Here is a 21,637-nt window from a genome sequence, read left to right as displayed (position 1 = left end):
CCCTCAGACCCTATGGGGTGTCCTCGACACCCGTCATCTCGTGCAGGGCGCGCAGGAACGCTCGCCGGTCGGCGGGCGACAGCACCGAAAGCAACCGCTCCTCTCCGCGCTGAATCTGCGCCTGCACCGAATCCTTCAGAGCGCGGCCGGTTTCGGTGATCGCCAGCAGCCGCACACGCCGGTCGGCCGGGTCGGGGCTCCGCTCGATATAGCCCCGCTCCTGGAGTTCGTCGAGCGTGGGGATGATCCGGGTCTTGTCGGCGCCGATGGCCTCGGCGAGCGCGGCTTGGGTGCGCACCGGGGATTCGTCGAGCGCCGACAGCACGCTGTAGCCCCACATCGAGACGTCGTGTTCGGCGAGCACCGGGGTCTCCAGGGCGATCAACCGACGCAGTAGCGGGGCGAGCATCGCCGCGAGGTCCCGTCGTCGCGACTTGGGCGGCATGGAGGGATATTAAGCGTTGACCAATGATAAGCGAACATTTATCGTAAGCAAATGCATACGATAAACGATCCGCGACCCTTCCACCGAACAGCGATCAACGCCACCGTCGATGTCGTCTCGCGAGTGACGGCCGACGACCTCGCTCGCCCGACCCCGTGTCAGGGGTGGGACCTCTTCGAGCTGCTGACCCATATGACCGTGCAGCACAAGGGATTCGCCGCCGCGGCTCGAGGCGCCGGCGGCGATCTTGCGATGTGGGCGCCGATGACCGTCGCAGAGGATGTCCGCGCCGATCCCGGGGGCACCTATGCCGCGGCGGCTGCAGAGGTGCTGGCCGCGTTCGCTGTCGAGGGCGTGCTCGAGTCGACGTTCGCGTTACCGGAGTTCGGCGAGGACGCCGCCGTTGCGGGTGCCATGGCGATCGGTTTTCATTTCGTCGACTACGTCGCACACGGGTGGGACGTCGCCCGCAGCATCGACGTGCCGTTCGGGCTGCCCGACGACGTGGTGGCGGCGGTCCTGCCACTGGCGATGGCGGTTCCCGACGGTGAGATCCGCGACGCGGACGACTCTCCGTTCGCCCGCGCTGTGGCGCCGGAGGCGGGGGAGAGCGACCTCGATCGGGTGCTACGCCACCTGGGCCGATTTCCCGGCTGGCGGGCCGAAGGCGTCACCGCGGATCGATGAGGTCGCGCAGCCTCTCCGCCGGTACGACGGACGCACCGGCTTCGCGTACCCGATCGGCGAGGGTGCGGTCGGACGTGGCCACGCTGATGTCGCCCGGCCGGTCGTCGGCCCGGACCAGGCGGACGATTTCATCGTCGGCCGAGTTGGGCGCCGGACGCGGGGCATAGGCGACGGTGATGGTCGACGAGTCGATCGGTGGCTTGGGCGGGCGTTCGAACACCACGGTGACGTCGTCACCGTCCGGCCGCCAGGATTCCAACCGCTCGACCAGGGTCGCCATGGCGCGATGACGGTCACGCCACCAGCCGTCGGGGCGTGATCCGATCACATTCATACCGTCGACGATCCACCGCATCGCGTGTCGAGGACCGGCCTCGGCCGACGGTCGGGGGTTCAGTAGGCGTGGCCGGTCTGCTTGGCCGTCGAATGCCGACGGCCAAGCAGGTAACCGAGCCAACGAATATCGAGAAGCACCTGGTCGCCTTCCGCTATGCGGTCTTCTGGGTCAACAGCGGCAGTAACCGACGCCGTTTCTCGATGCTCTCCGCGAAGTGATGAAGCGCATCAGGTACAGATTCGGCGACCGGGACGCTCACGCCGGAGGTGTGCAGCACTCGCTGTACTTCGTCACTGGCGATGACGGCCCAATCCACCTCGGTGTGATAGCAGCACTCATCGACGTCGTACATCAACGAAATGAGTTGCTCTGCACACGAACTCACTCCGCTCAGATCGAGGATGAACGGCTTCTCAGCCAATACGAAGCGCCGAACGAACGCAGTGAGCCGTTCAATGTTGCGGTCATCGATGATGCCGTCGACCGTCACGACCGTTGCCAGCTGGCGGCACACCGCATGAAGCTGGGCCCCGGCGCAGTCGAATGTCGGATTCCCGTACATCACCGCCTCCTCGATTATTCAGCTTCGATGGAGCCCAACTTATGCGGCGAGATTAAGGCAAGCGCCAACAGCGGCTAATACTTTGGTAAGAAGCAGATTTTGCGTTCGCTAGCAAATTCTAGTCTCGCTGCATCCACTGGGGCCCGGAGTAGTTCTCCCACGGGCTGTAGTCGGCGAGCAGCTCCTCCTGCGGAGGCCGCTCGCCTTCGGGCACGTGTTGCAGGTTGATCCGGATGCGGTACCAGATCGAGCTGGGTCCGCGCATACCGTCGACCAGAATGTCTGCGGGCTCCAACTTTTCGGCCACGGACGGGTGCCGTCGGCGCCATTTCTCCAACGCCGCCATCGCCTCGTCTTTGGTCTTCGTGCGGGCGATCTCGATGAGCGGCTTCGAGGAGACCCGGCGGCCGGTTCCTCGGCTCGATGGTTTGGCGCCGCGCGGTGCCTTCTCCGCCGGGCCTTGCCGGTCGGCCAGGTCCAACAGCGCGTCCAGCGATCCCGCCGAATCATCGATGCCCTCCCACGGGTCACCGAGTTCGGCGAATCGTTGCGGCACGGTCGCGATCGTGAACGCATCGGGGCGGCAGCCGGGCACCTCGCTCCAGAGCAGCGGCGTCGACACCCTGGCGTCCGGCGTCGCGCGCACCGAATAGGCCGAGGCGACGGTCCGGTCGAAAGCGTTCTGGTTGAAATCGACGAATACGCCCTCGCGCTCCTCCTTCCACCACCGCGCGGTGGCGATCTCGGGCGCGCGGCGTTCGACCTCGCGGGCCACCGCCTGCGCGGCGAGCCGGACGAACTTGAACGGCCACCGCCGCTGGATTCGGGCGTAGATGTGAAAACCCCGCGATCCCGACGTCTTGGGCCACGCGGTCAACCCGTGGTCCTCGAGCACTTCGCGGGCGACCAGCGCGACCTCGATGATCTGCGGCCATTCGACGCCCGGCATCGGGTCGAGGTCGACGCGCAGCTCGTCGGGGTGGGCCAGATCGTCCGCCCGGACCGGGTGGGGATTGAGGTCGACGCAGCCGAGGTTGACCGCCCACACCAGGCCGGCCGCATCGCGCAGCACCGCTTCGGCCGCCGACGTCCCGGATGCGTACTTCAGCTCAGCGACGTCGACGAAGTCCGGCCGCTTCTTCGGCGCGCGCTTCTGGAAGACCGCCTCCTCGGTGATGCCCTTGACGAACCGCTTGAGGATCATCGGCCGGTCGCGAACACCGCGCAGGGCGCCCTCGGCAACGCTGAGGTAGTAGTGCATCAGGTCCGACTTGGTGACGCCGATATCGGGGAAGACGACCTTGTCGGGGTGGCTGATGGGCACCCGGTGACCCTCGACCTCCAGGTGCTGGGTCGCGGCCATAGCGTCATGCTAGTTTCCCGGCCGCAGTGCGACGCGGGTCACATATGGTGGGGTCATGGCCAGACTTTCCGAACTCCCGCTGCAAGCGTTCGCCAAGGCTCAGCAACTCGTCGAACGCGGGTCGGCCGAGTTGCACTACGCCGCGAAGATGTTCGGCGCGGGTGCGTTCAAGATCGAACCCCCGCAGAACGTCGCCGCGATGCTCGCCGACATCCGTCGGTGGGGCGAGTTCGGGATGATCCCGGCCCTCAACGCGCGTCGCACCCCGAACGCCACGGCGATCATCGACGACTTCGGCGAGATGACGTTCAAAGAACTCAACGACGCCGCGCACTCGGTGGCCAACGGTCTGCTGGAGAAGGGCGTCAAAGGCGGTGACGGGGTCGCGATCCTGGCCCGCAACCACCGGTGGTTCCTCGTCGCGCTGTACGGCGCCGCCCGCACCGGCGCGCGGATCATCCTGCTCAACAGTGAGTTCTCCGGTCCTCAGGTCAAGGAGGTGTCCGAACGCGAAGGCGCCAAGCTGATCATCTACGACGACGAGTACTTCCAGGTGGTGTCCAAGGCCGATCCGCCGCTGGGCAAGCTGCGCGCGCTCGGTGTGAACCCCGACAAAGACGAACCGTCGAAGAGCACCGACGAGACGCTCGAGGACTTCGTCTCCCACCACTCGGGGAAGGCCGCCCCGAAGGCGACCAAGCACTCGTCGGTGATCATTTTGACCAGCGGAACGACGGGAACGCCCAAGGGCGCCAACAGAAGTACGCCGCCCACCCTCGCCCCGATCGGCGGCGTGCTGTCGCATGTGCCGTTCAAGGGCGGCGAGATCACCGCGCTTCCGGCGCCGATGTTCCACGCGTTGGGCTTCCTGCACGCGACGATCTCGATGATGTTGGGCACGACGCTGCTACTCCGCAGACGGTTCAAGGCCGAGAAGGTGCTCGAGGACATCGAGAAGCACAAGGTGACCGCGGTGGTGGTCGTGCCGGTGATGTTGTCGCGCATGCTCGATGCGCTCGACGGTATGGAGCGCAAGCCCGATCTGTCCTCGTTGCGGATCGTGTTCGTCTCGGGGTCACAGCTGGGCGCGGAAATGGCGCAACGCGGGCTCAAGATGCTCGGACCCGTCATCTACAACTTGTACGGGTCGACCGAGATCGCGTTCGCCACGATCGCGCGGCCCCAGGATCTGGAGAAGAACCCGGCGACCGTCGGACCGGTGGTGAAGGGCGTGAAAGTCAAGATCCTCGACGACGACGGCAACGAACTGCCACAGGGCGAGGTCGGGCGAATCTTCGTCGGCAACTTCTTCCCGTTCGAGGGTTACACCGGCGGGGGCCACAAGCAGATCATCGACGGGCTGATGTCCTCGGGCGACGTGGGCTATTTCGACGAGAACGGCCTGCTCTACGTCAGCGGCCGCGACGACGAGATGATCGTGTCCGGCGGTGAGAACGTGTTCCCCGCCGAGGTGGAGGACCTGATCAGCGGGCATCCGGAGGTCGTGGAGGCCACGGCGGTCGGCGTCGAGGACAAGGAGTGGGGTCACCGGTTGCGGGCCTTCGTCGTCAAGAGCGACGGTGCCTCGATCGGTGAGGACGACATCAAGCAATACGTCCGCGAGCATCTGGCGCGCTACAAGGTGCCGCGCGAGGTGGTCTTTCTCGATGAGTTGCCGCGCAATCCGACCGGCAAGATTCTCAAACGCGAACTCCGGGAGATGGACGTCGACGGAGGCGGCGAGAAGGGGAAGGCCGACGGAGGCGACGAGAAAGGCAAGGCCGACGGAGGCGGCGAGAAAGGCAAGGCCGACGGAGGCGGCGAGAAGGGAAAGGCCGACGGCGGCGGCGACAAGAAGGCCGATGGCGCTGAGAAGAAGTCCGACGAGAAGGCCGACGAGAAAGCGGACGCCAACAAGTCGGACTAGTCACGCCGCTGCACCCCGCGCTACGGCGGGTGTCTCAGTCGGCCATCGCGGCCGCGCCCGGAATCGACAGGCACACCAGCATCAGCAGCAGCAAGAACCATCCCGCGCCCTGCCACTGCACCCACGCGCCCTCGGCCTTCCACTCGCGGTAGGTCCTGATGAACGCGCCCAAACCGCCAAGCAACAGGATTGTGGGCACGGTCGAGGCGGCAACGACCGAAGTCTTCGACACGAGGGCGTAGATGACGAAGGCGACGGCGGCCACCGCGACCACCACCGCGGTGTAGGTGGCGGCGGCCCGGAACGCTTTGGGCCGGTCCCAGCGCTTCTCGACATCGTTGGTCATGACTGAATTGTTGCCTTCGGTGCGATCGCTAAACGCCCATCAGGGTCCGTTGATGTACCACGACAGGCATCCGGGGATGTCACGGCACGCGATCACCGCGGTCTGGTCGGGCGGACCGCCGCGGATCTTCGGCGGACGTTTACCGAAGTTGCACGAGGTTGCCCACGGGTTCCCGGGGATGATGCCGGGATAGCACGGCGCCGACTGGTCTCGTGGCGCCGGATCACCGGCGAAGACCCCAGGCGTCAGCAACAGCCCCAGCATCGCCGAGGCGCCGACAACGACGCGGGCGATCCGGACACTCAAGCCACTCATTGCTGGCCGCTCATCTTCACCGCCAACCGCTCGAACGCAACCGCTGATCTCAGGCTACGCCGTTGAGCAAGCGCCTTTACGGATCGCGCGGCAGTCCCAACAGGCGTTCGGCGATGATGTTGAGCTGCACCTCGGTCGTGCCGCCGTAGATCGTGGTGGCCCTGCTGCCGAGCAGGTACTCCGCCCACCGGCCGGGCTCCTGCTTCGGATCCCCGATCGCGCCGTCGGTACCGAACGAGGACACCGCGAACTCCGCGTAACCCTGGCCGGTTTTCATCGACAGCAGTTTGGAGATCGCCGCGGCCGGCATCGGATCACCACCGGCGAGCGTGAGCAGCGTCGAGCGCATGTTGAGCACCTTGGCGGCGTGTCCTTCGGCGATGAGCCTGCCGGCGTGGTTCTGCTCGATCTGGTCGAACTGCCCGTCCTGAAGGAACGTGATGAAGTCGGCCAAACTGGCCAGGAACGGCGGCTCGCTGCTGCCGATCGAAACCCGTTCGTTGGTCAGCGTGTTCCGGCTGACCTCCCAGCCCCGGTTCACCTCGCCGAGCACCATCTCATCGGGCACGAACACGTCGTCGATGAACACGGTGTTGAACATCGCGTTACCGGTCAGCTCGCGCAGCGGCTTGACCTCCACGCCCTCGCTGGCCATGTCGAGCAAGAAGTAGGTGATCCCATTGTGTTTCGGCGCCGATGGGTCGGTGCGCGCCAACAGCGCACCCCACTGCGAGAACTGCGCACCGGTGGTCCAGATCTTCTGGCCGGTGATCCGCCAACCGCCGTCGACCTTGGTGGCCTTGGTGGTCAGGCTGGCCAGGTCCGACCCCGCGCCGGGCTCGGAAAACAGCTGGCACCAGATCATTTCGCCGCGGAACGTGGGCGGCAGGAAACGCTGTTGCTGTTCGTCCGTGCCGAACGCGACGATCGAGGGGATGATCCACGCCGCGATGCCCATCTGTGGGCGCTTGACCCGGCCGCTGTCGAATTCCTGGGCGATGATGATCTGCTCGACGGGACCGGCAGCCCGTCCCCACGGCTTGGGCAGATGCGGTTGCACCCAGCCGCCCTCGGCGATCGCGACACTGCGCTCTTCACGTGGAATGGCTTTCAGCGCAGCCACTTCCGCGCGGATCTCATCACGCAGCTTCTCGGTATCGGGATCGAGGTCGATGTTGAGCTTGCGCATCCCCGTGCTGGTCGCGACGTCGACGACCTGCTGCGGGTAGTCGGCGTGCCTGCCGAAACCGGCCGCCAGCACCAGCGCGCGCCGGTAGTACACGTTCGTGTCGTGCTCCCAGGTGAACCCGATGCCGCCGTGCACCTGGATACAGTCCTGGGCGCAGTGCTGGGCGGCCTCGGGCGCCAGCGTGGCCGCCACGGCCGCCGCGAACTCGAATGCGGCTTCGGTAGAGCCGGTTTCGGGGTCTTGCCCGCTTCTCACGTGCGCGGTGAACTCGTCGATGGCGCGGGCCGCATCCCAGACGGCGGCGGTCGCCCGCTCGGTGTCGGCGATCATCGAAGCGCACTTGTGCTTGATGGCCTGGAACTGGCCGATGGGCCTGCCGAACTGCTCCCGGATCTTGGCGTACGCCGCGGCGGTGTCGGTGGCCCACCGCGCCACCCCGATGCACTCGGCCGACAGCAGCGTCGAGATCAGTGCGCGAGCCAACGGCCGGCTCAGGTTGCTCAGCACCCGGTCGTCACCCACTTCGATGGCGTTCGCGCGCACATGCGCCAACGGGCGCAGCGGGTCGAGGCTGGTGACTGGTTCGATCTCCAGCTGGTCGGCGTCGAGGATCACCCACTCTTCCCCGCTCTCGATGGCGACCGGCAGCACCAGCAGCGACGCCTGTGCGGCGGCGGGTACGGCACGCACCTCACCGCGGATGACCAGTCCGGCGGCATCCCCTTCGCCGTGCCGGGTGGCGGTCAGGCTCGAGTCGAGGGCGTAGGTTGCGATCGTTGCGCCGGAGGCCAGGTTCGCCAGCTGTGGGGCGTTCGGGTCGTGTGCGGCGATCAGCGCGCTGGCGATGGCCGACGGAACGAACGGCCCCGGGACCGCGCCGTAACCGAATTCCGCGGCGACGATGGCCAGCTCGAGTATTCCGAAGCCTTGTCCGCCAACATCTTCGGACAGGTGCACACCCTGCAGGCCCTGATCGGCCGCGCCCTTCCAGTAAGGCGGCGGATTGGAGATCGGCGTCTCCAGGGCTTCGTGCAGCACCTCGGAGGGCGCCACCCGAGCGACGAAGGACCGCACCGAGTCGGCCAAGTCGTTGTGCTCAGGATTGATTGCGATGGGCATACCTGCACCTCACTGTGACGGACCATCCCTATTAACCGGTCGGTTGGGAGACACGATACCGTTGACGACGTTGGCCAATTCACGGCCGTCCCGGAGTCGGCGGCAGTTGTCCAGACCGTGCTCCAGATACCTGCGCATGGTGTCGGCGGTGTACCAGGTGACGTGCGGGGTGAGCACGACATTGTCGAGCGACAGCAGCGGGTTGTCGACCGGCACGGGCTCGGTGGCGAAGACGTCGAGGCCGGCGCCGGCCAACTTCTGAGACCGCAGCGCTTCGACGAGTGCGGACTCGTCGACGATGGGGCCGCGACTGGTGTTGACCAGAACGGTGCCGGGCTTCATCCGGTCCAGCGCGGCGCGGTCGATCATGCCCGCTGTCGAATCGGTCAGCGGCAGATGCAGCGAGACGATGTCGCTGGCGGCCAGCAGGTCGGGCAGCGCACGCCAGCCGGGATGGCCGTCGTCGCGCGTACTGGTGTGCAGGACCTCGGCATCCATCGCCCGCACGATGCGCTCGACCCTCGTTGCGACGTTGCCGTAGCCGATCAGACCCACCGTGCAGCCGCCGATGTCGCGGACGGTCTCGCCCAGGCTCGGGTCGGAGGGCCAGCCCCGTCCCACCCGGGTGGCTTGGTCGAGTTCGGTGAGCCTGCGCAGCACGGCCAGCATCAGCAACACGGTGCCCTCGGCGACCGACGGGGCGTTGGCCCCCGGCATGTTGGCGACCGCGACGCCCAGGGCGGTCGCGGTCTCCACGTCGATGGTGTTGACCCCTGCGCCCATCTTGTGCACCAGCAGGCAACGCCGCGCTTTGGCGAGGTCGTCTCCGGAAATCGGCCGGAGCACATGCCAGATCACGTCGGCCTCGGGGAGCTCACGGTAGAAGGTGGTGTCGTCGTCCTCCGCGCAATAGCGGATGTCAAGCCAATCGGATTGCGGTGCAACGAAATCGATGGCCTTCGAACCGGGCGTGAAGTGAGCGAGGACCCTCAGCGGTGAGCGCCCGCGCGACGAGTCGGCGTCTAACGCCACCGCTTCGCGATCCACTTGGCGATGGTATCGGCTTGTTCGCTACGTGCCCCGGGAGTGGTGAAGTAGTGGTCGGTGTCGATCGAGGTCTGTGCCTTGTCCGTGCCGGCAAGCGCGTCGAAGATGTGCTGGGCATCCGACGGGAACACGCCGGTGTCCTGATCGGCGTTGATCACCAGCGCCGGGCACGTGATCCGGTTGAGGTGCGGTTCGGCGCGGGTCTGGGCGTATCGCAGGCTCCACATTCCGAGCCAGTTACGCAAGGTGCAGGCCGCGGCGATACCGCGCGCAGATCTGTTGGCCTGCACCGGCACTCCGGCATAGCACATGTTGGCGGGTCGCTTGGTCGGCTCCAGGGCGGGGTCGACCATGCGCGGGTCCGCCCATGTCCGCAGCACCGTGAACGGGCGGTCGGAGAAACCCGCCGCGCGCACATGCTCCAGTTCGGCCTCGGCCCAGTCCGTGATCGCGTGGTTTCGGGCGATCTGGGCAGCGCGATACCGTTCGACGAAGTCCGCGTTGAAGGGGGGCCCGTTGCGTTCGTCGAAGATATCGAGTTGGGGATCGCTTGCGACCGCGTCGGTTTCGTCGACGACAGCCCCGTCCATCCAGGCGGTGAGCACATCTGGGCGGCCGGGGTGCGCCGCGGTCGCGACGTACCCGTCAGCGGCCGGCAGGTCGGTCAGGCCGGCCGCGGGACGCATCCCCGGAAGGGGCGTCACATGCGGGTCCACGGCCTGTGCCTGGTACGCCGCCATCAACGAACCACCGCCGGAGTTTCCCAGCAGCACAATGGTTTCCACGCCCTGGACCTCGCGGAGCCACCGCACCCCGACGCCGATGTCCACGAGCGCGTGATCGAGCAGGAAGCTGCTCTCGAACCCGCGATAGCGGGTGTTCCAGCCCAGGAAGCCGATACCGCGGGTGGCCATGTAATCGGCGAGATAGTGCTCGGTGAAATCGATCTGGTAGTGCGCGGCGATCATCGCGACCTTCGGTTTGCGGCCAACGCCGCGGTGATAGAGACCCTGGCACGGATGTCCACCCGCGCCCGCGCGCCGGGCCGTCGGGGAGTCGAGGCCGACGAACTCCCGGGTGACGCCCGGTGTGGCGTTGCCCGACGGTGTTCTCGTCATTCGAGCCGCCCCCCATCTGTCCAAAGTTCAAGGGCTGCAGGCTGTTCAGTGATCTTGATGATCGGTTTGACCGGCAGCGGGGCGTACGGGACGATCGTCATAGCGGTGCCGGTCCGTTCGTCATTGCTCGTGATTGTCCCTGATGCTAAATTCGATTTGCGTTTCTGGCCAGAGATTCGCGCTAGGAGGCGCCCAGTGATCAGGCCCGACAATCCCAACACCGAGTTCGAACTCGGCGGCATCAACCACGTCGCGCTGGTGTGCTCGGATATGGCGAAAACCGTCGATTTCTACAGCAACGTCCTGGGTATGCCGTTGATCAAATCGCTCGATCTGCCCGGAGGCATGGGCCAGCACTTCTTCTTCGATGCCGGCAACGGCGACTGCGTCGCGTTCTTCTGGTTCGCCGACGCGCCGGACCGAGTTGCGGGCATCTCCTCGCCCGAGGCCATTCCGGGAATCGGGGACATCGTCAGCGCCGTCAGCACGATGAACCATCTGGCATTTCACGTCCCCGCCGAGAAGTTCGACGAATACCGACAGCGCCTCAAGGCCAAGGGCGTGCGGGTGGGTCCGGTGCTCAATCACGACGACAGCGAGGCGCAGGTTTCGCCGACGGTGCACCCCGGTGTTTATGTCAGGTCGTTCTACTTCCTGGACCCGGACGGCATTACGCTCGAATTCGCCTGTTGGACGAAGGAATTCAGCGAGAGCGACGCGAAGGCCACCCCGAGGACCGCGGCGGACCGGCGCCCGAGGGTGACCGCCTGAGCTCTCAGGGGTCGTTCGTCGGCACACCCGAGATCGCGTTGATGTTCGCCGCGAGCCGGTCGATGAGTTGGTCGGCGGCCAGATCCAGGCGGCCCGCAAGCCAGGTGCTGATCGTCTGGCCCACCCCTCCGACCGCGAAATGCGCCGTTGCTTCGTCGAGTTCGTTGTCGTAGGGGACGACCGCACCCGCGTGCTGCAGCAGCAGCTGGGCGAAAAGGGCCGTGGACTCGACGCGTTTACGCATGATCACCGTGTTCGACAACTCAACGCTGAACACCAAACGGCCTACACGCTGATCTGCGGCGATGGTGTGGACGATGTTCGCCATCGCCGCACGGGGCTGCTCGCGGGGCGGCGCGGCGGCGACTGCCGCCTGGGTCGTCGCTGCGATATCGGCGATCACCCAGTCGTAGACCTGCGCGGCGAAGTCGTCCTTGTCGCGGAACGTCTCGTAGAAGTAGCGGACACCGAGGCCGGCCTTGGCGCAGATGGCCCGCACCGTCAACTCCGCGAGATCGTCGGCACCCGCGCCGAGCAACTCCAGCCCGGCGTCGAGCAGCCGCAGCCGGCGCTGCGCAAGGCGTTGGGCCGCGTCGACGCCGCGGTAGGGGCGGACCTGTCCCATGGCCGCCATCTTGACACCTGGCACCGGGCGCGGGCAATATCAGGAAACACGTGTTCTCACATTTGCGATAGGGGTCCCCGATGGTTTCCCAGCCGATCGACCACGTCGGAAGACCGGTCAACGACGCGCCGCTGCCCGGGCACAAGCTGCGTCGCAACGTCGCGCCCGAGGACGCCATGCTCGGCATCGGTCTGCTGTCGGGTCCGGCCAACGTGATCATGGAACTCTCGCGACCGGGCGTCGGATACGGCGTCAAGGACAGCCGCGTCGAGAGTGGCCGTGCCGACCGGCACCCCATCAAGCGGGCGCGGACGACGTTCACATACCTCGCTGTCGCCCTCGCGGGCACCGACGAGCAGAAGGCCACGTACCGGCGTGCGGTCAACCGGTCGCACGCCGAGGTGTACTCGCTGCCGGACAGCCCGGTCGAGTACAACGCGTTCGACAAGGACCTGCAGCTGTGGGTGGCGGCCTGCCTGTACAAGGGCTTCGTCGACGTGTACCGGGTCTTCGTCGGCGAGATGGACGACGAATCCGCCGACCGCCACTACCGCGACGGCGCGGCGCTGGGCACCACGCTGCAGGTGCCCGCCCAGATGTGGCCCGCCGACCGCAAGGCCTTCGACGAGTACTGGCAGCAGTCGCTGGACAAGGTCCACATCGACGACGCGATGCGGGAATACCTGTGGCCCTTCGCAGCGGGTCGGATCGGAAAAATCAAGGCTCCGGCTTGGTTGCAGAAGCGCACCGACGCGCTCAACCTCTTCATCACGACCGGTTTTCTGCCCCAGCGATTCCGTGACGAGATGCGGCTGCCGTGGGACGCGAAGAAGCAGCGCCGGTTCAACCGGGTGATGCGCCTACTCGGCCGCATCAACAACGTGATGCCCCGGTTCGTTCGGCAGTTCCCGTTCAACGTGCTGCTCAAAGACCTGGACTGGCGGGTGCGCACGGGTCGCCCGCTGGTGTAGTCAATCCGGCGCCGCTATTGCGCTCTAGTGTGCACTCAGATCGGAAAACCCCACGGTAGGCGCCGAAAAGACGATCTGACCGCACACTAGAGGCCGTCGAATGCTGGGGTGGCCTGTCAGCGTGCTGTCAGAATCGCGGCGTACAAAAGGTACATGCGTAGCGACGACGACACCTGGGACATCACCACCAGTGTCGGCTCCACCGCGTTGTTCGTCGCCGCTGCCCGTGCGCTGGAGGCGCAGAAGCCCGACCCGATCGCTGTCGACCCCTTCGCCGAGACCTTCTGTCGCGCGGTGGGGGGTGACTGGGCGGACCTGCTCGACGGGGCAGCGCCCGACCATCCCCTGCGAACCGACGACTTCGGCGCGGCCTTCGTCGACTTCCAGGCTGTCCGCACCAGGTACTTCGACGACTACTTTCGCGCTGTCGCCGACGCCGGAGTCCGGCAGATTGTGCTGCTGGCCGCGGGTTTGGATTCGCGCGCGTACCGCCTGGACTGGCCCGGCGGCACCGTGGTGTTCGAGTTGGACCAGCCCCGCGTGCTCGAGTTCAAACGGCAGGTCCTGACCGCGCACAACCCGCGAGCAGAACGCCGTGAGGTCCCGGTCGATCTGCGTGACGACTGGCCCCAAGCATTGCGCGCCAACGGGTTCGACCCGAACGAACCGTCGGCCTGGATCGCCGAGGGCCTACTGATCTACCTGCCGGCCGATGCCCAGCGCGAGCTGTTCACCGGAATCGACTCGTTGGCCGCCGCCGGCAGCCACGCCGCCGTGGAGGAGGCGGCACCGATGGACGCGGCTGCCTTCGAGGCGAAGAGGGAAGAAGAGCGGTCCTCCGGGGACGAGGACGCGTTCTTCAATCTCGTCTACAACCAACAGCACGCACCTGCCGCCCAGTGGTTCGGCGCCCGCGGCTGGCGCGCCGAGGCCGTCACCCTCGAGGACTGGTTGCGCAGAAACGGCCGACCGGTGCCCGAGCGGGGGTCGGAGGCGGCGACGATGACGGGGACTATAAGCCTGGTGAGTGCCGTCAAGGCGTGAGCTTGTTCACCCGCTGAGCGGACCCCGTGCGTCTGTACAAGTTAGCTTAGTCAATGCTAACTTCGGGCGGAAAGTTAGCCTGCCATAACTACGGGGAGATCACGGCGCGTGCCGCTACAGACCGATTTTGCTGCGACTTCGCGCGTCGACCACGACGTGGTGAGTCGGTTCGCCACGTGTTGCCGGGCCCTTGGGCTGTCGGTGCACGACCGTCGGCGCCCGCCGGATCCGGCCGCGGCCCTGTCCGGTTTCACAGAGCTCACCCGCATCGCCCGCGAACAGTGCGATGCGTGGACGGGTCTGGCGGCGGCGGGGGACACCAGTCCCAGGGTGCTCGAGGCCATCTGGCAGACCGTCGCCACGGCGGGTGTCCTCCAGCGCCACGTGCAGCTCGCCGAGCGCGATCTGGCGTTCACCTACGACACCGGGCTCTACCTGAAGTTCTCGGCGTCGACACCGGACGATTTCCAGCTGGCCTATGCGGTGACGCTGTGCGACACCGGTGACTACGCAAAGGCGGACCAGCTCGTCGAGCCCTTGATCGACCGGCGCCCCAGCTGGCTGGATGCGCGCTGGGTGCGGATCGCGATGTACTACCGCACCGAGCGGTGGTCGGACGTCGTCCGGCTGATCACGCCGATCGTCAACGACTCCCGTCTCGACGAGACCTACGCACACGCGGCGCGCGTCGCGCTCGGCACCTCCCTGGCGCGCCTGGGTATGTACGCGCCGGCCCTGTCGTATCTCGAAGACCCCTCGGGTCCAGTGGATGTCGCGACCGTGGACGGCGCCCTGGTCAAGGCGTTGTGCCTGCGCGCCCAGGGCGAAGAGCTCGACGCGGGCGACGTACTCGCCGAGCTCTACGCCGCGAACCCGGAGAACGAGCAGGTCGAGCTCGCGCTGTCGGACACCTCCTACGGCATCGTGCCGACCACGGCCGCGCGCATCGAGGGCCGCTCCGATCCGTGGGATCCCGCCACCGAGCCCAGCGAGTCCGAGTTCGTCGACCCCGGCGCCAAGGAGCGCAAGGCGCACCTGCTGATCGAGGCCGAGGCCGAGCTGGCCGACTTCATCGGCCTGGACGAGGTCAAGTACCAGGTCGCTCGGCTGAAGAGTTCGGTCGCGATGGCCATCCGCCGTCAGGAGCGCGGCCTGACGGTCGCCCAGCGCACCAACCACCTGGTGTTCGCCGGTCCGCCCGGTACGGGTAAGACGACCATCGCGCGCGTCGTCGCCAAAATCTATTGCGGGCTGGGCATTCTCAAGAAGGAGACGGTCCGCGAGGTGCACCGAGCCGACCTGATCGGCCAGCACATCGGTGAGACCGAGGCCAAGACCAACGCGATCATCGACAGCGCGCTCGACGGTGTGCTGTTCCTCGACGAGGCCTACGCGCTGGTGTCGACCGGCGCCAAGAACGACTTCGGCCTGGTCGCGATCGACACGTTGCTGGCGCGCATGGAAAACGACCGCGAGCGGTTGGTCGTGATCGTCGCCGGCTACCGTAAGGATCTCGACGCCTTCCTCGACACCAACGAGGGCCTGCGGTCCCGCTTCACCCGGAGCATCGAATTCCCTTCGTACACACCGCATGAACTCGTCGAGATCGCGGTCCGGATGGCCGAGAAGCGCGACAGCGTCTTCGAACCTGCGGCGCTCGCCCACATGGAGTCGCTGTTCGGGCAGTTGGCGGCGGCGACGACGCCGGACGCCACCGGCGTGGAGAGGCGCAACCTCGACATTGCAGGTAACGGCCGTTTCGTCCGCAACCTGGTCGAGCGTTCCGAGGAGGAGCGCGAGTACCGACTTGATCACTCCGATGTCGAAGACTTCACAGATGACGAGCTGATGACCATTACCGATGAAGACGTCACCAAATCCGCCATTCCGCTGCTGCGTGGCCTCGGTCTGACGGTGCCCGAATGAGCACTGAAGACAATTCGGATCGCCGGGCGTTCGCCTCGCGCACACCGGACAACGAGAACCCCGACCGGGTCGTGTACCGCCGCGGGTTCGTCACCCGTCATCAGGTGACCGGATGGCGCTTCATCATGCGACGCATCGCCTCCGGTGTCGCGCTGCACGACACCCGCATGCTCGTCGACCCGCTCCGCACGCAAGCCCGTTCGGTGCTCGTCGGCGCGCTGGTGCTGATCACCGTGATGGCAGGGTGTTTCGTGTTCTCGCTGATCCGGCCGGGCGGCGTCGCCGGCAACGACGCGATCCTCGCCGACCGCACCACCTCCGCGCTCTACGTCCGCCTCGGTGAGCAACTGCACCCGGTGCTGAACCTGACGTCGGCGCGCCTGATCGCGGGCCGGCCGGACAACCCGTCGCAGGTCAAGACCAGCGAGATCGACCAGTTCCCCCGCGGCAATCTGATCGGCATCCCGGGTGCACCCGAACGCATGGTCCAGAACACCGCCCGTGACGCCGATTGGACGGTGTGCGACGGGGTTTCGGGGCCGGCTCTCGGTGTCACGATGATCGCGGGCCCGCTGACCGACGGCGGCGAGCGCGCGGCGCAGCTGCCCGATGACAAGGCAATCCTGGTTTCCAACCCGAGCGGTCCCAATGCCGGCACCTGGCTGTTGTGGAACGGGCGCCGAAGCTCGATCGACATGAACGACCGCGCTGTCACCAGTGCACTCGGTCTGGGTACCGCCGGCGCCGACGCGCGCCCCATCGCACCCGGTTTGTTCAATGCGGTGCCGGAAGCTCCCGCGTTGATTCCCCCGGTCATCCCCGGCGCCGGGGAACCGCCGCGATACCCGTTGCCGGCACCTGCGCCGGTCGGCGCGGTGGTCACGGCCTTCGCCACCGACAACACTCTGCGTCATTACGCGGTGCTCGGCGAAGGGCTGCAACCGATTTCACCGGTCGTCGCCGCAATCATGCGGAATGCGAACTCGTACGGGCTCGACCAGCCGCCGCGGTTGGGCGCCGACGACATCGCACGTCTGCCCGTCGCGGACGTCATCGACACCGATGCCTATCCCGCCGAGCCGATTTCGCTCGTCGACTCCGCCGATGCGCCGTTGACGTGCGCCCAGTGGAAGCGGCCCGCCGATGCCACGAGCGCGACACTGGACCTGCGTTCCGGGGTCACGTTGCCCGTGTCCGATCAGCTGCGCCCCGTGCCGCTGGTCGGTGCGGGGTCCGGAACGACCGCCAACCAGGTCGTGCTGAATCCCGGGCGCGGTTATCTGGTCCAGACGGTCGGTCAGGACGGCGGGGGCGCGTCGACGTCACCCGTCGGCGGCGCGGCCTTCTGGCTCAGCGATGTCGGGGTCCGGTACGGGCTCGACGTGGACGGTGACGAGAACGCCATCTCCGCGCTCGGCCTCACCCCGCCCGCCCTACCGATTCCATGGTCGATGCTGAGCCAGTTCGCGCCCGGCCCGACGCTGTCGCGAGGCGATGCGTTGCTGGCCCATGACGCGCTGGCCGCCGACCCCCGCCCCGCTGTCGTGAGGGAGACGCCGTAATGAGTCGGCTCATATTCGAGGCGCGTCGCCGCATCCCGGTGCCGACGACACGCAAAGGCACCATCACGATCGAACCGCCGCCGGAGCTGCCGCGGGTGATTCCGCCGTCACTGCTGCGGCGGGTGCTGCCGTTTCTGATCGTCATCCTGATCGTCGGCATGATCGTGGCGCTGTTCGCCACCGGTATGCGGCTGATCTCGCCGACCACGCTGTTCTTTCCGTTCGTTCTGCTGCTGGCCGCGACCGCGCTCTACCGCGGCACCGACAACAAGATGCGCACCGAGGAGGTCGACGCCGAGCGGGCCGACTATCTGCGCTACCTGTCGGTGGTCCGGGACAACGTGCGTGCACATGCCGCCGAACAGCGTGCGGCACTGGAGTGGTCGCATCCAGACCCGGGCCTGCTCATCGACGTCCCCGGCACTCGCAGGCAATGGGAGCGCGATCCGCACGACCCTGACTTCCTGGTGGTGCGCACCGGATTGCACGATGCTCCACTGAACGCCTCGCTGCGGGTGAAGGACAGCGCCGACGAGGTCGACCTGGAGCCGGTGTCGCACAGCGCCTTACGCGCACTGCTCGACGTGCAGCGGACGGTACGGGCCGCGCCGACCGGTATCGGGCTCGGCAAGGTGTCGCGGATCACGGTGCTCGGTGAGCCCGACGAGGTCCGCGGAGCGCTACGGGCCTGGATCGCCCAGGCCGTCACCTGGCACGACCCCGCCGTGCTCGGCGTCGCACTGTTGGCTCCGGACATCGAGAGCGACGACTGGTCGTGGCTGAAGTGGCTGCCCCACAACGACATTCCCGGTGCGATCGACGGTGCCGGCCCCGCCCGCTACCTGTCGTCGGACATCGTTGAACTGCGCTCGCAGCTCGCCTCCGCGCTCGATGACCGGTCCCCGTTCGGCAGCGACGACGACGCCGAGGTCAAGCACCTGCTGATCATCGTCGACGATCCCGACGTGGACACCACGGCGCTGGTCCCGCGCGGCGGGCTGGCCGGTGTGACGCTGGTTCAACGCGTCGCCGAGCCGCCGCACCGCGAGCAGTACCCGGACCCGGAACGGCCGATCCTGCGGCTGACCGACGGAAAACTGCAGCGCTGGCAGTCCGGCGGCTGGCAGCCCTACGTCGACTCCGCCGATCAGCTCGACGTCGCGACCGCGCGGCACATCGCCCGCCGGTTGTCGAAGTGGGATTCGAACCCGAGCCACGCGCGCACCGGCAGCACCGGTGTCGCGACCTTCTCCACGCTGCTCGGCATTTCGGACGCCGCGGCGCTGGACGTGGCGAGCTTGTGGGCGCCGCGGGCGCGCGCCGATGAACTGCGCGTACCCATCGGCGTCACCGCCACCGGTGAGCCGCTGATCTTCGACCTCAAGGACGAGGCCGAAGGCGGTATGGGCCCGCACGGCCTGATGATCGGCATGACCGGCTCGGGCAAGTCGCAGACGTTGATGTCGATCCTGTTGTCGCTGTTGACGACTCACTCCGCCGACCGGCTGATCGTGATCTACGCCGACTTCAAGGGTGAGGCCGGAGCCGACATCTTCCGGGACTTCCCGCAGGTGGTCGCCGTCATCTCGAACATGGCCGAGAAGCGTTCGCTCGCCGACCGGTTCGCCGACACGCTGCGCGGCGAGGTATCACGACGCGAGCAACTGCTGATGGAGGCCGGCCGCCGGGTCCAGGGCAGTGCGTTCAACTCGGTGCTCGAATACGAAGCGGCGATCGCGGCCGGCCACGACCTGCCGCCGCTACCCACGCTGCTGGTGGTCGCCGACGAGTTCTCGCTGATGCTCTCCGATCATCCCGAGTACGCCGACCTGTTCGACTACGTTGCGCGCAAGGGCCGTTCGTTCCGCATCCACATCCTGTTCGCGTCGCAGACGCTGGATGTCGGCCGGATCAAGGACATCGACAAGAACACCTCGTACCGGATCGGGCTCAAGGTGGCCAGCCCGGCCATCAGTCGCCAGGTCATCGGTGTGGAAGACGCGTTCCACATCGAGGCCGGACCCGAGCACAAGGGCGAGGGATTCCTGGTGCCTGCGCCGGGCGCCATGCCGGTCAAGTTCCGCAGCACCTACGTCGACGGCATCTACGATCCGCCGCGGGCGGAGAGGTCGGTTGTGGTGCAGTCGGTACCGGTGCCACAGCCGTTCACCGCGGGACACGTCGAAGCTCCCGCCGACGCGGTCGTCGTTTCCGATCCCGCCGCCCACGAGGAGCGTCCGCCGCGCAAGCTCGTCGCCACCATCGGTGACCAGCTGTCCCACTACGGTCCGAAGGCGCCGCCGCTGTGGCTGCCACCGCTGGACGAGCCGATCCCGCTCGACGAGCTGCTCGCCCGCGCCGATGTGGCCGAGCGCGAATGGCGTTGGCCGCTCGGCGAGATCGACCGTCCGTTCTCGATGCGGCGCGATCCGTTGATCTTCGACGCCAGGTCCGCCGGTGCCAATCTGCTGATCCACGGTGGTCCGAAGTCGGGGAAGACCACTGCGCTGCAGACGTTCATCCTGTCCGCGGCCGCTCTGCACTCGCCGCGCGATGTGACGTTCTACTGCCTGGATTACGGCGGCGGTCAGCTGCGGCCGCTCGAAGACCTGGCTCATGTCGGTAGCGTTGCCTCTCCGCTGGAACCCGAGCGCATCCGGCGCACCTTCGGTGAGCTCGAGCAGTTGCTTCGTGCCCGCCAGGCGCGGGGACACTCGGGTAATGGTCAACGCGACGAGTACGGCGAGACTTTCCTGGTCATCGACAACCTCTACGCGTTCAGCCGAGACAACACCGACACCTTCAACACCCGCAACCCGTTGCTGTCGAAGGTCACCGAGCTGGTGAACACCGGTATGTCCTACGGCATCCATGTCGTCATCACGACACCGAACTGGCTCGAGGTTCCGTTGGCCATGCGCGACGGTCTGGGCCTGCGGCTCGAACTGAAGCTGTCGGATCCGCGCGACAGCAATGTGCGGGTCACCGGTGCGCTGCGGCGGCCCGCCGAAGCCGTGCCCGCCGACCAGCCCGGCCGCGGTCTGACCATGGCCGCCGAGCACTTCCTGTTCGCCGAGCCGGCGCTGCGCGACATCAGCGTGATCAACGCCCGCCATCGGGGTGTCACCGCACCGCCGGTGCGGTTGTTGCCGCACGATCTGGCTCCCAGCGCTGTGGCGCCGCTGTATCCGGCGCCGGAGCAGGTGGTCATCGGCCAACGCGAGGAGGACCTCGCGTCCGTGTCGGCCGCGTTCGACCAGAACCCGTTGTTGATGGTGTTCGGAGATGCCAAGTCGGGCAAGACGACCCTGCTGCGTCACGTGATTCGCACCATCCGGGAGAACTCCACCCCGGACCGCGTCGCGTTCACGGTGATCGACCGGCGTCTGCATCTGGTCGACGAACCGCTGTTCCCGGACAACGAGTACACCCCGAACATCGACCGGATCACCCCGGCGATGCTCGGGCTGACCGCTCTGCTCGAGAAGCGCCGCCCGCCCGCCGGCCTGTCACCGCAGGAGCTGAGCACGTGGAACTACCGATCCGGCGATGACGGTCACACCCACTACCTGATCATCGACGACGTCGACCAGATCCCGGACGCGCCCGCGGTCAGTGGACCGTTCGTCGGCCAGCGGCCGTGGACCGGCATCATCGGATTGCTGTCGCAGGCAAGCGAGCTGGGCCTGCGCGTCATCGTGACCGCACGGGCCACCGGCTCGGCACACGCGCTGATGACCGCACCCCTGCTGCGCCGGCTCAACGAGCTGCAGGCGGCGATCCTCATGCTGTCGGGCAACCCGCAGGACAGCGGAAAGATCCGGGGACATCGCTTCCGTCGGCTTCCTGCAGGCCGCGCGATGCTGCTGGACGACGGCGATGGCCCCACGTTCCTGCAACTCGTCAACCCGTTCGCGGACGCGGTGGCAGGACATACCGGAAACAACGGCAACAGTGGAAGGGAGTTCAACTGATGACTCTTCGCGTCGTTCCCGAAGGCCTCGCCGCGGCAGCGTCCGCTGTCGAGGCGTTGACGGCCCGGTTGGCAGCGGCCCACGCCGCGGCCGCACCCGCGGTCACCGCCGTGATTCCGCCCGCCGTCGACGCGGTGTCGATCCAGACCGCCGTCAGCTTGAGCGCCCATGGCGCGCAGCACAACACGATGGCCGCCCTCGGTGTGGAGGAACTGGGTCGCTCCGGAGTCGGCGTCGGCCAGTCCGGTACGAGCTACGCCACCGGTGACGCGGCCGCCGCGGCGAGTTACCTGGTCGCCGGAGGCTGAC

At 67.0% G+C, this 21,637-nt stretch carries 19 protein-coding genes; 9 read left to right on the top strand and 10 right to left on the bottom strand.

Annotation, left to right across the window (positions count from 1 at the left end):
* Positions 1–10 precede the first annotated feature (10 nt).
* The gene (locus tag RMCN_RS19440; protein WP_064413968.1) at positions 11–445 is read right to left on the bottom strand and encodes a MarR family winged helix-turn-helix transcriptional regulator; all 435 of its coding nucleotides are present in this window, start codon (positions 443–445) and stop codon (positions 11–13) included.
* A gap of 51 nt (positions 446–496) precedes the next feature.
* Between RMCN_RS19440 and RMCN_RS19435 the strand changes: the two genes are divergently transcribed.
* Positions 497–1,132, top strand: coding sequence for a TIGR03086 family metal-binding protein (locus RMCN_RS19435; protein ID WP_064413969.1), 636 nt, complete (start codon positions 497–499; stop codon positions 1,130–1,132).
* Here RMCN_RS19435 and RMCN_RS19430 read toward each other — a convergent pair.
* The 3 genes from RMCN_RS19430 to RMCN_RS19420 form a co-directional block, all read right to left on the bottom strand.
* The gene (locus tag RMCN_RS19430) at positions 1,116–1,487 is read right to left on the bottom strand and encodes an NYN domain-containing protein (protein WP_067392606.1); all 372 of its coding nucleotides are present in this window, start codon (positions 1,485–1,487) and stop codon (positions 1,116–1,118) included. The two genes, RMCN_RS19435 and RMCN_RS19430, sit on opposite strands and share 17 nt — an antisense overlap.
* Positions 1,488–1,620: 133 nt before the next feature.
* Positions 1,621–2,031, bottom strand: a complete 411-nt coding sequence (locus RMCN_RS19425) for an STAS domain-containing protein (RefSeq protein WP_067392603.1) — start codon at positions 2,029–2,031, stop codon at positions 1,621–1,623.
* A 118-nt stretch (positions 2,032–2,149) separates the two neighbouring features.
* Entirely contained in the window at positions 2,150–3,394 is a 1,245-nt protein-coding gene (locus RMCN_RS19420) for a DNA polymerase domain-containing protein (protein ID WP_067392601.1), read from the bottom strand.
* Positions 3,395–3,449: 55 nt separating this feature from the next.
* Here RMCN_RS19420 and fadD2 point away from each other — a divergent pair, with 55 nt between their 5' ends.
* The gene (gene fadD2 / locus RMCN_RS19415) at positions 3,450–5,321 is read left to right on the top strand and encodes a long-chain-fatty-acid--CoA ligase FadD2 (protein ID WP_084377577.1); all 1,872 of its coding nucleotides are present in this window, start codon (positions 3,450–3,452) and stop codon (positions 5,319–5,321) included.
* A 34-nt stretch (positions 5,322–5,355) separates the two neighbouring features.
* Here fadD2 and RMCN_RS19410 read toward each other — a convergent pair whose 3' ends face one another.
* From RMCN_RS19410 to RMCN_RS19390, 5 genes are all read right to left on the bottom strand, one after another.
* Complete coding sequence (locus RMCN_RS19410; RefSeq protein WP_064413973.1) at positions 5,356–5,667, bottom strand: hypothetical protein; 312 nt, start codon at positions 5,665–5,667, stop codon at positions 5,356–5,358.
* A gap of 39 nt (positions 5,668–5,706) precedes the next feature.
* On the bottom strand, positions 5,707–5,982 hold the full coding sequence (locus RMCN_RS19405; protein WP_067392598.1) for a hypothetical protein: 276 nt from the start codon (positions 5,980–5,982) through the stop codon (positions 5,707–5,709).
* A 76-nt stretch (positions 5,983–6,058) separates the two neighbouring features.
* Positions 6,059–8,290, bottom strand: a complete 2,232-nt coding sequence (locus RMCN_RS19400; RefSeq protein ID WP_067392595.1) for an acyl-CoA dehydrogenase family protein — start codon at positions 8,288–8,290, stop codon at positions 6,059–6,061.
* Positions 8,291–8,299: 9 nt separating this feature from the next.
* Entirely contained in the window at positions 8,300–9,337 is a 1,038-nt protein-coding gene (locus RMCN_RS19395) for a 2-hydroxyacid dehydrogenase (RefSeq protein WP_234787719.1), read from the bottom strand.
* Entirely contained in the window at positions 9,313–10,455 is a 1,143-nt protein-coding gene (locus tag RMCN_RS19390) for an alpha/beta hydrolase (RefSeq protein ID WP_067392592.1), read from the bottom strand. The genes RMCN_RS19395 and RMCN_RS19390 overlap by 25 nt, the downstream gene beginning before the upstream one ends.
* Positions 10,456–10,650: 195 nt before the next feature.
* Here RMCN_RS19390 and RMCN_RS19385 point away from each other — a divergent pair, with 195 nt between their 5' ends.
* Positions 10,651–11,226 (top strand): VOC family protein, encoded by a 576-nt coding sequence (locus RMCN_RS19385; RefSeq protein WP_064413976.1) that lies wholly within the window; start codon positions 10,651–10,653, stop codon positions 11,224–11,226.
* A 4-nt stretch (positions 11,227–11,230) separates the two neighbouring features.
* Here RMCN_RS19385 and RMCN_RS19380 read toward each other — a convergent pair whose 3' ends face one another.
* Complete coding sequence (locus RMCN_RS19380; RefSeq protein ID WP_067393046.1) at positions 11,231–11,851, bottom strand: TetR/AcrR family transcriptional regulator; 621 nt, start codon at positions 11,849–11,851, stop codon at positions 11,231–11,233.
* A gap of 80 nt (positions 11,852–11,931) precedes the next feature.
* On the opposite strand from RMCN_RS19380, the gene RMCN_RS19375 reads away from it, so the two are divergent.
* The 6 genes from RMCN_RS19375 to RMCN_RS19350 all read left to right on the top strand — a co-directional run bounded on the left by RMCN_RS19375 (position 11,932) and on the right by RMCN_RS19350 (position 21,636).
* Entirely contained in the window at positions 11,932–12,822 is an 891-nt protein-coding gene (locus RMCN_RS19375; RefSeq protein ID WP_067392589.1) for an oxygenase MpaB family protein, read from the top strand.
* 153 nt (positions 12,823–12,975) lie between these two features.
* Positions 12,976–13,866: a class I SAM-dependent methyltransferase gene (locus tag RMCN_RS19370; protein WP_067392586.1), complete on the top strand. Its 891-nt coding sequence runs from the start codon at positions 12,976–12,978 to the stop codon at positions 13,864–13,866.
* Positions 13,867–13,974: 108 nt separating this feature from the next.
* Positions 13,975–15,792, top strand: coding sequence for a type VII secretion AAA-ATPase EccA (gene eccA / locus RMCN_RS19365; RefSeq protein WP_305802305.1), 1,818 nt, complete (start codon positions 13,975–13,977; stop codon positions 15,790–15,792).
* Positions 15,789–17,354 carry a type VII secretion protein EccB gene (eccB, locus tag RMCN_RS19360; protein WP_067392581.1) on the top strand — a complete coding sequence of 522 codons (1,566 nt, stop codon included), beginning with the start codon at positions 15,789–15,791 and terminating at the stop codon, positions 17,352–17,354. The genes eccA and eccB overlap by 4 nt, the downstream gene beginning before the upstream one ends.
* Positions 17,354–21,328: a type VII secretion protein EccCa gene (eccCa, locus tag RMCN_RS19355; protein WP_067392578.1), complete on the top strand. Its 3,975-nt coding sequence runs from the start codon at positions 17,354–17,356 to the stop codon at positions 21,326–21,328. The genes eccB and eccCa overlap by 1 nt, the downstream gene beginning before the upstream one ends.
* Positions 21,328–21,636 carry a PE family protein gene (locus tag RMCN_RS19350; protein ID WP_064404938.1) on the top strand — a complete coding sequence of 103 codons (309 nt, stop codon included), beginning with the start codon at positions 21,328–21,330 and terminating at the stop codon, positions 21,634–21,636. The genes eccCa and RMCN_RS19350 overlap by 1 nt, the downstream gene beginning before the upstream one ends.
* The last annotated feature ends 1 nt before the right edge of the window (position 21,637 follow it).

Source organism: Mycolicibacterium novocastrense (genome assembly GCF_001570485.1).
Taxonomy (GTDB): domain Bacteria; phylum Actinomycetota; class Actinomycetes; order Mycobacteriales; family Mycobacteriaceae; genus Mycobacterium; species Mycobacterium novocastrense.
This window is presented reverse-complemented; position numbering and strand designations above follow the sequence as displayed.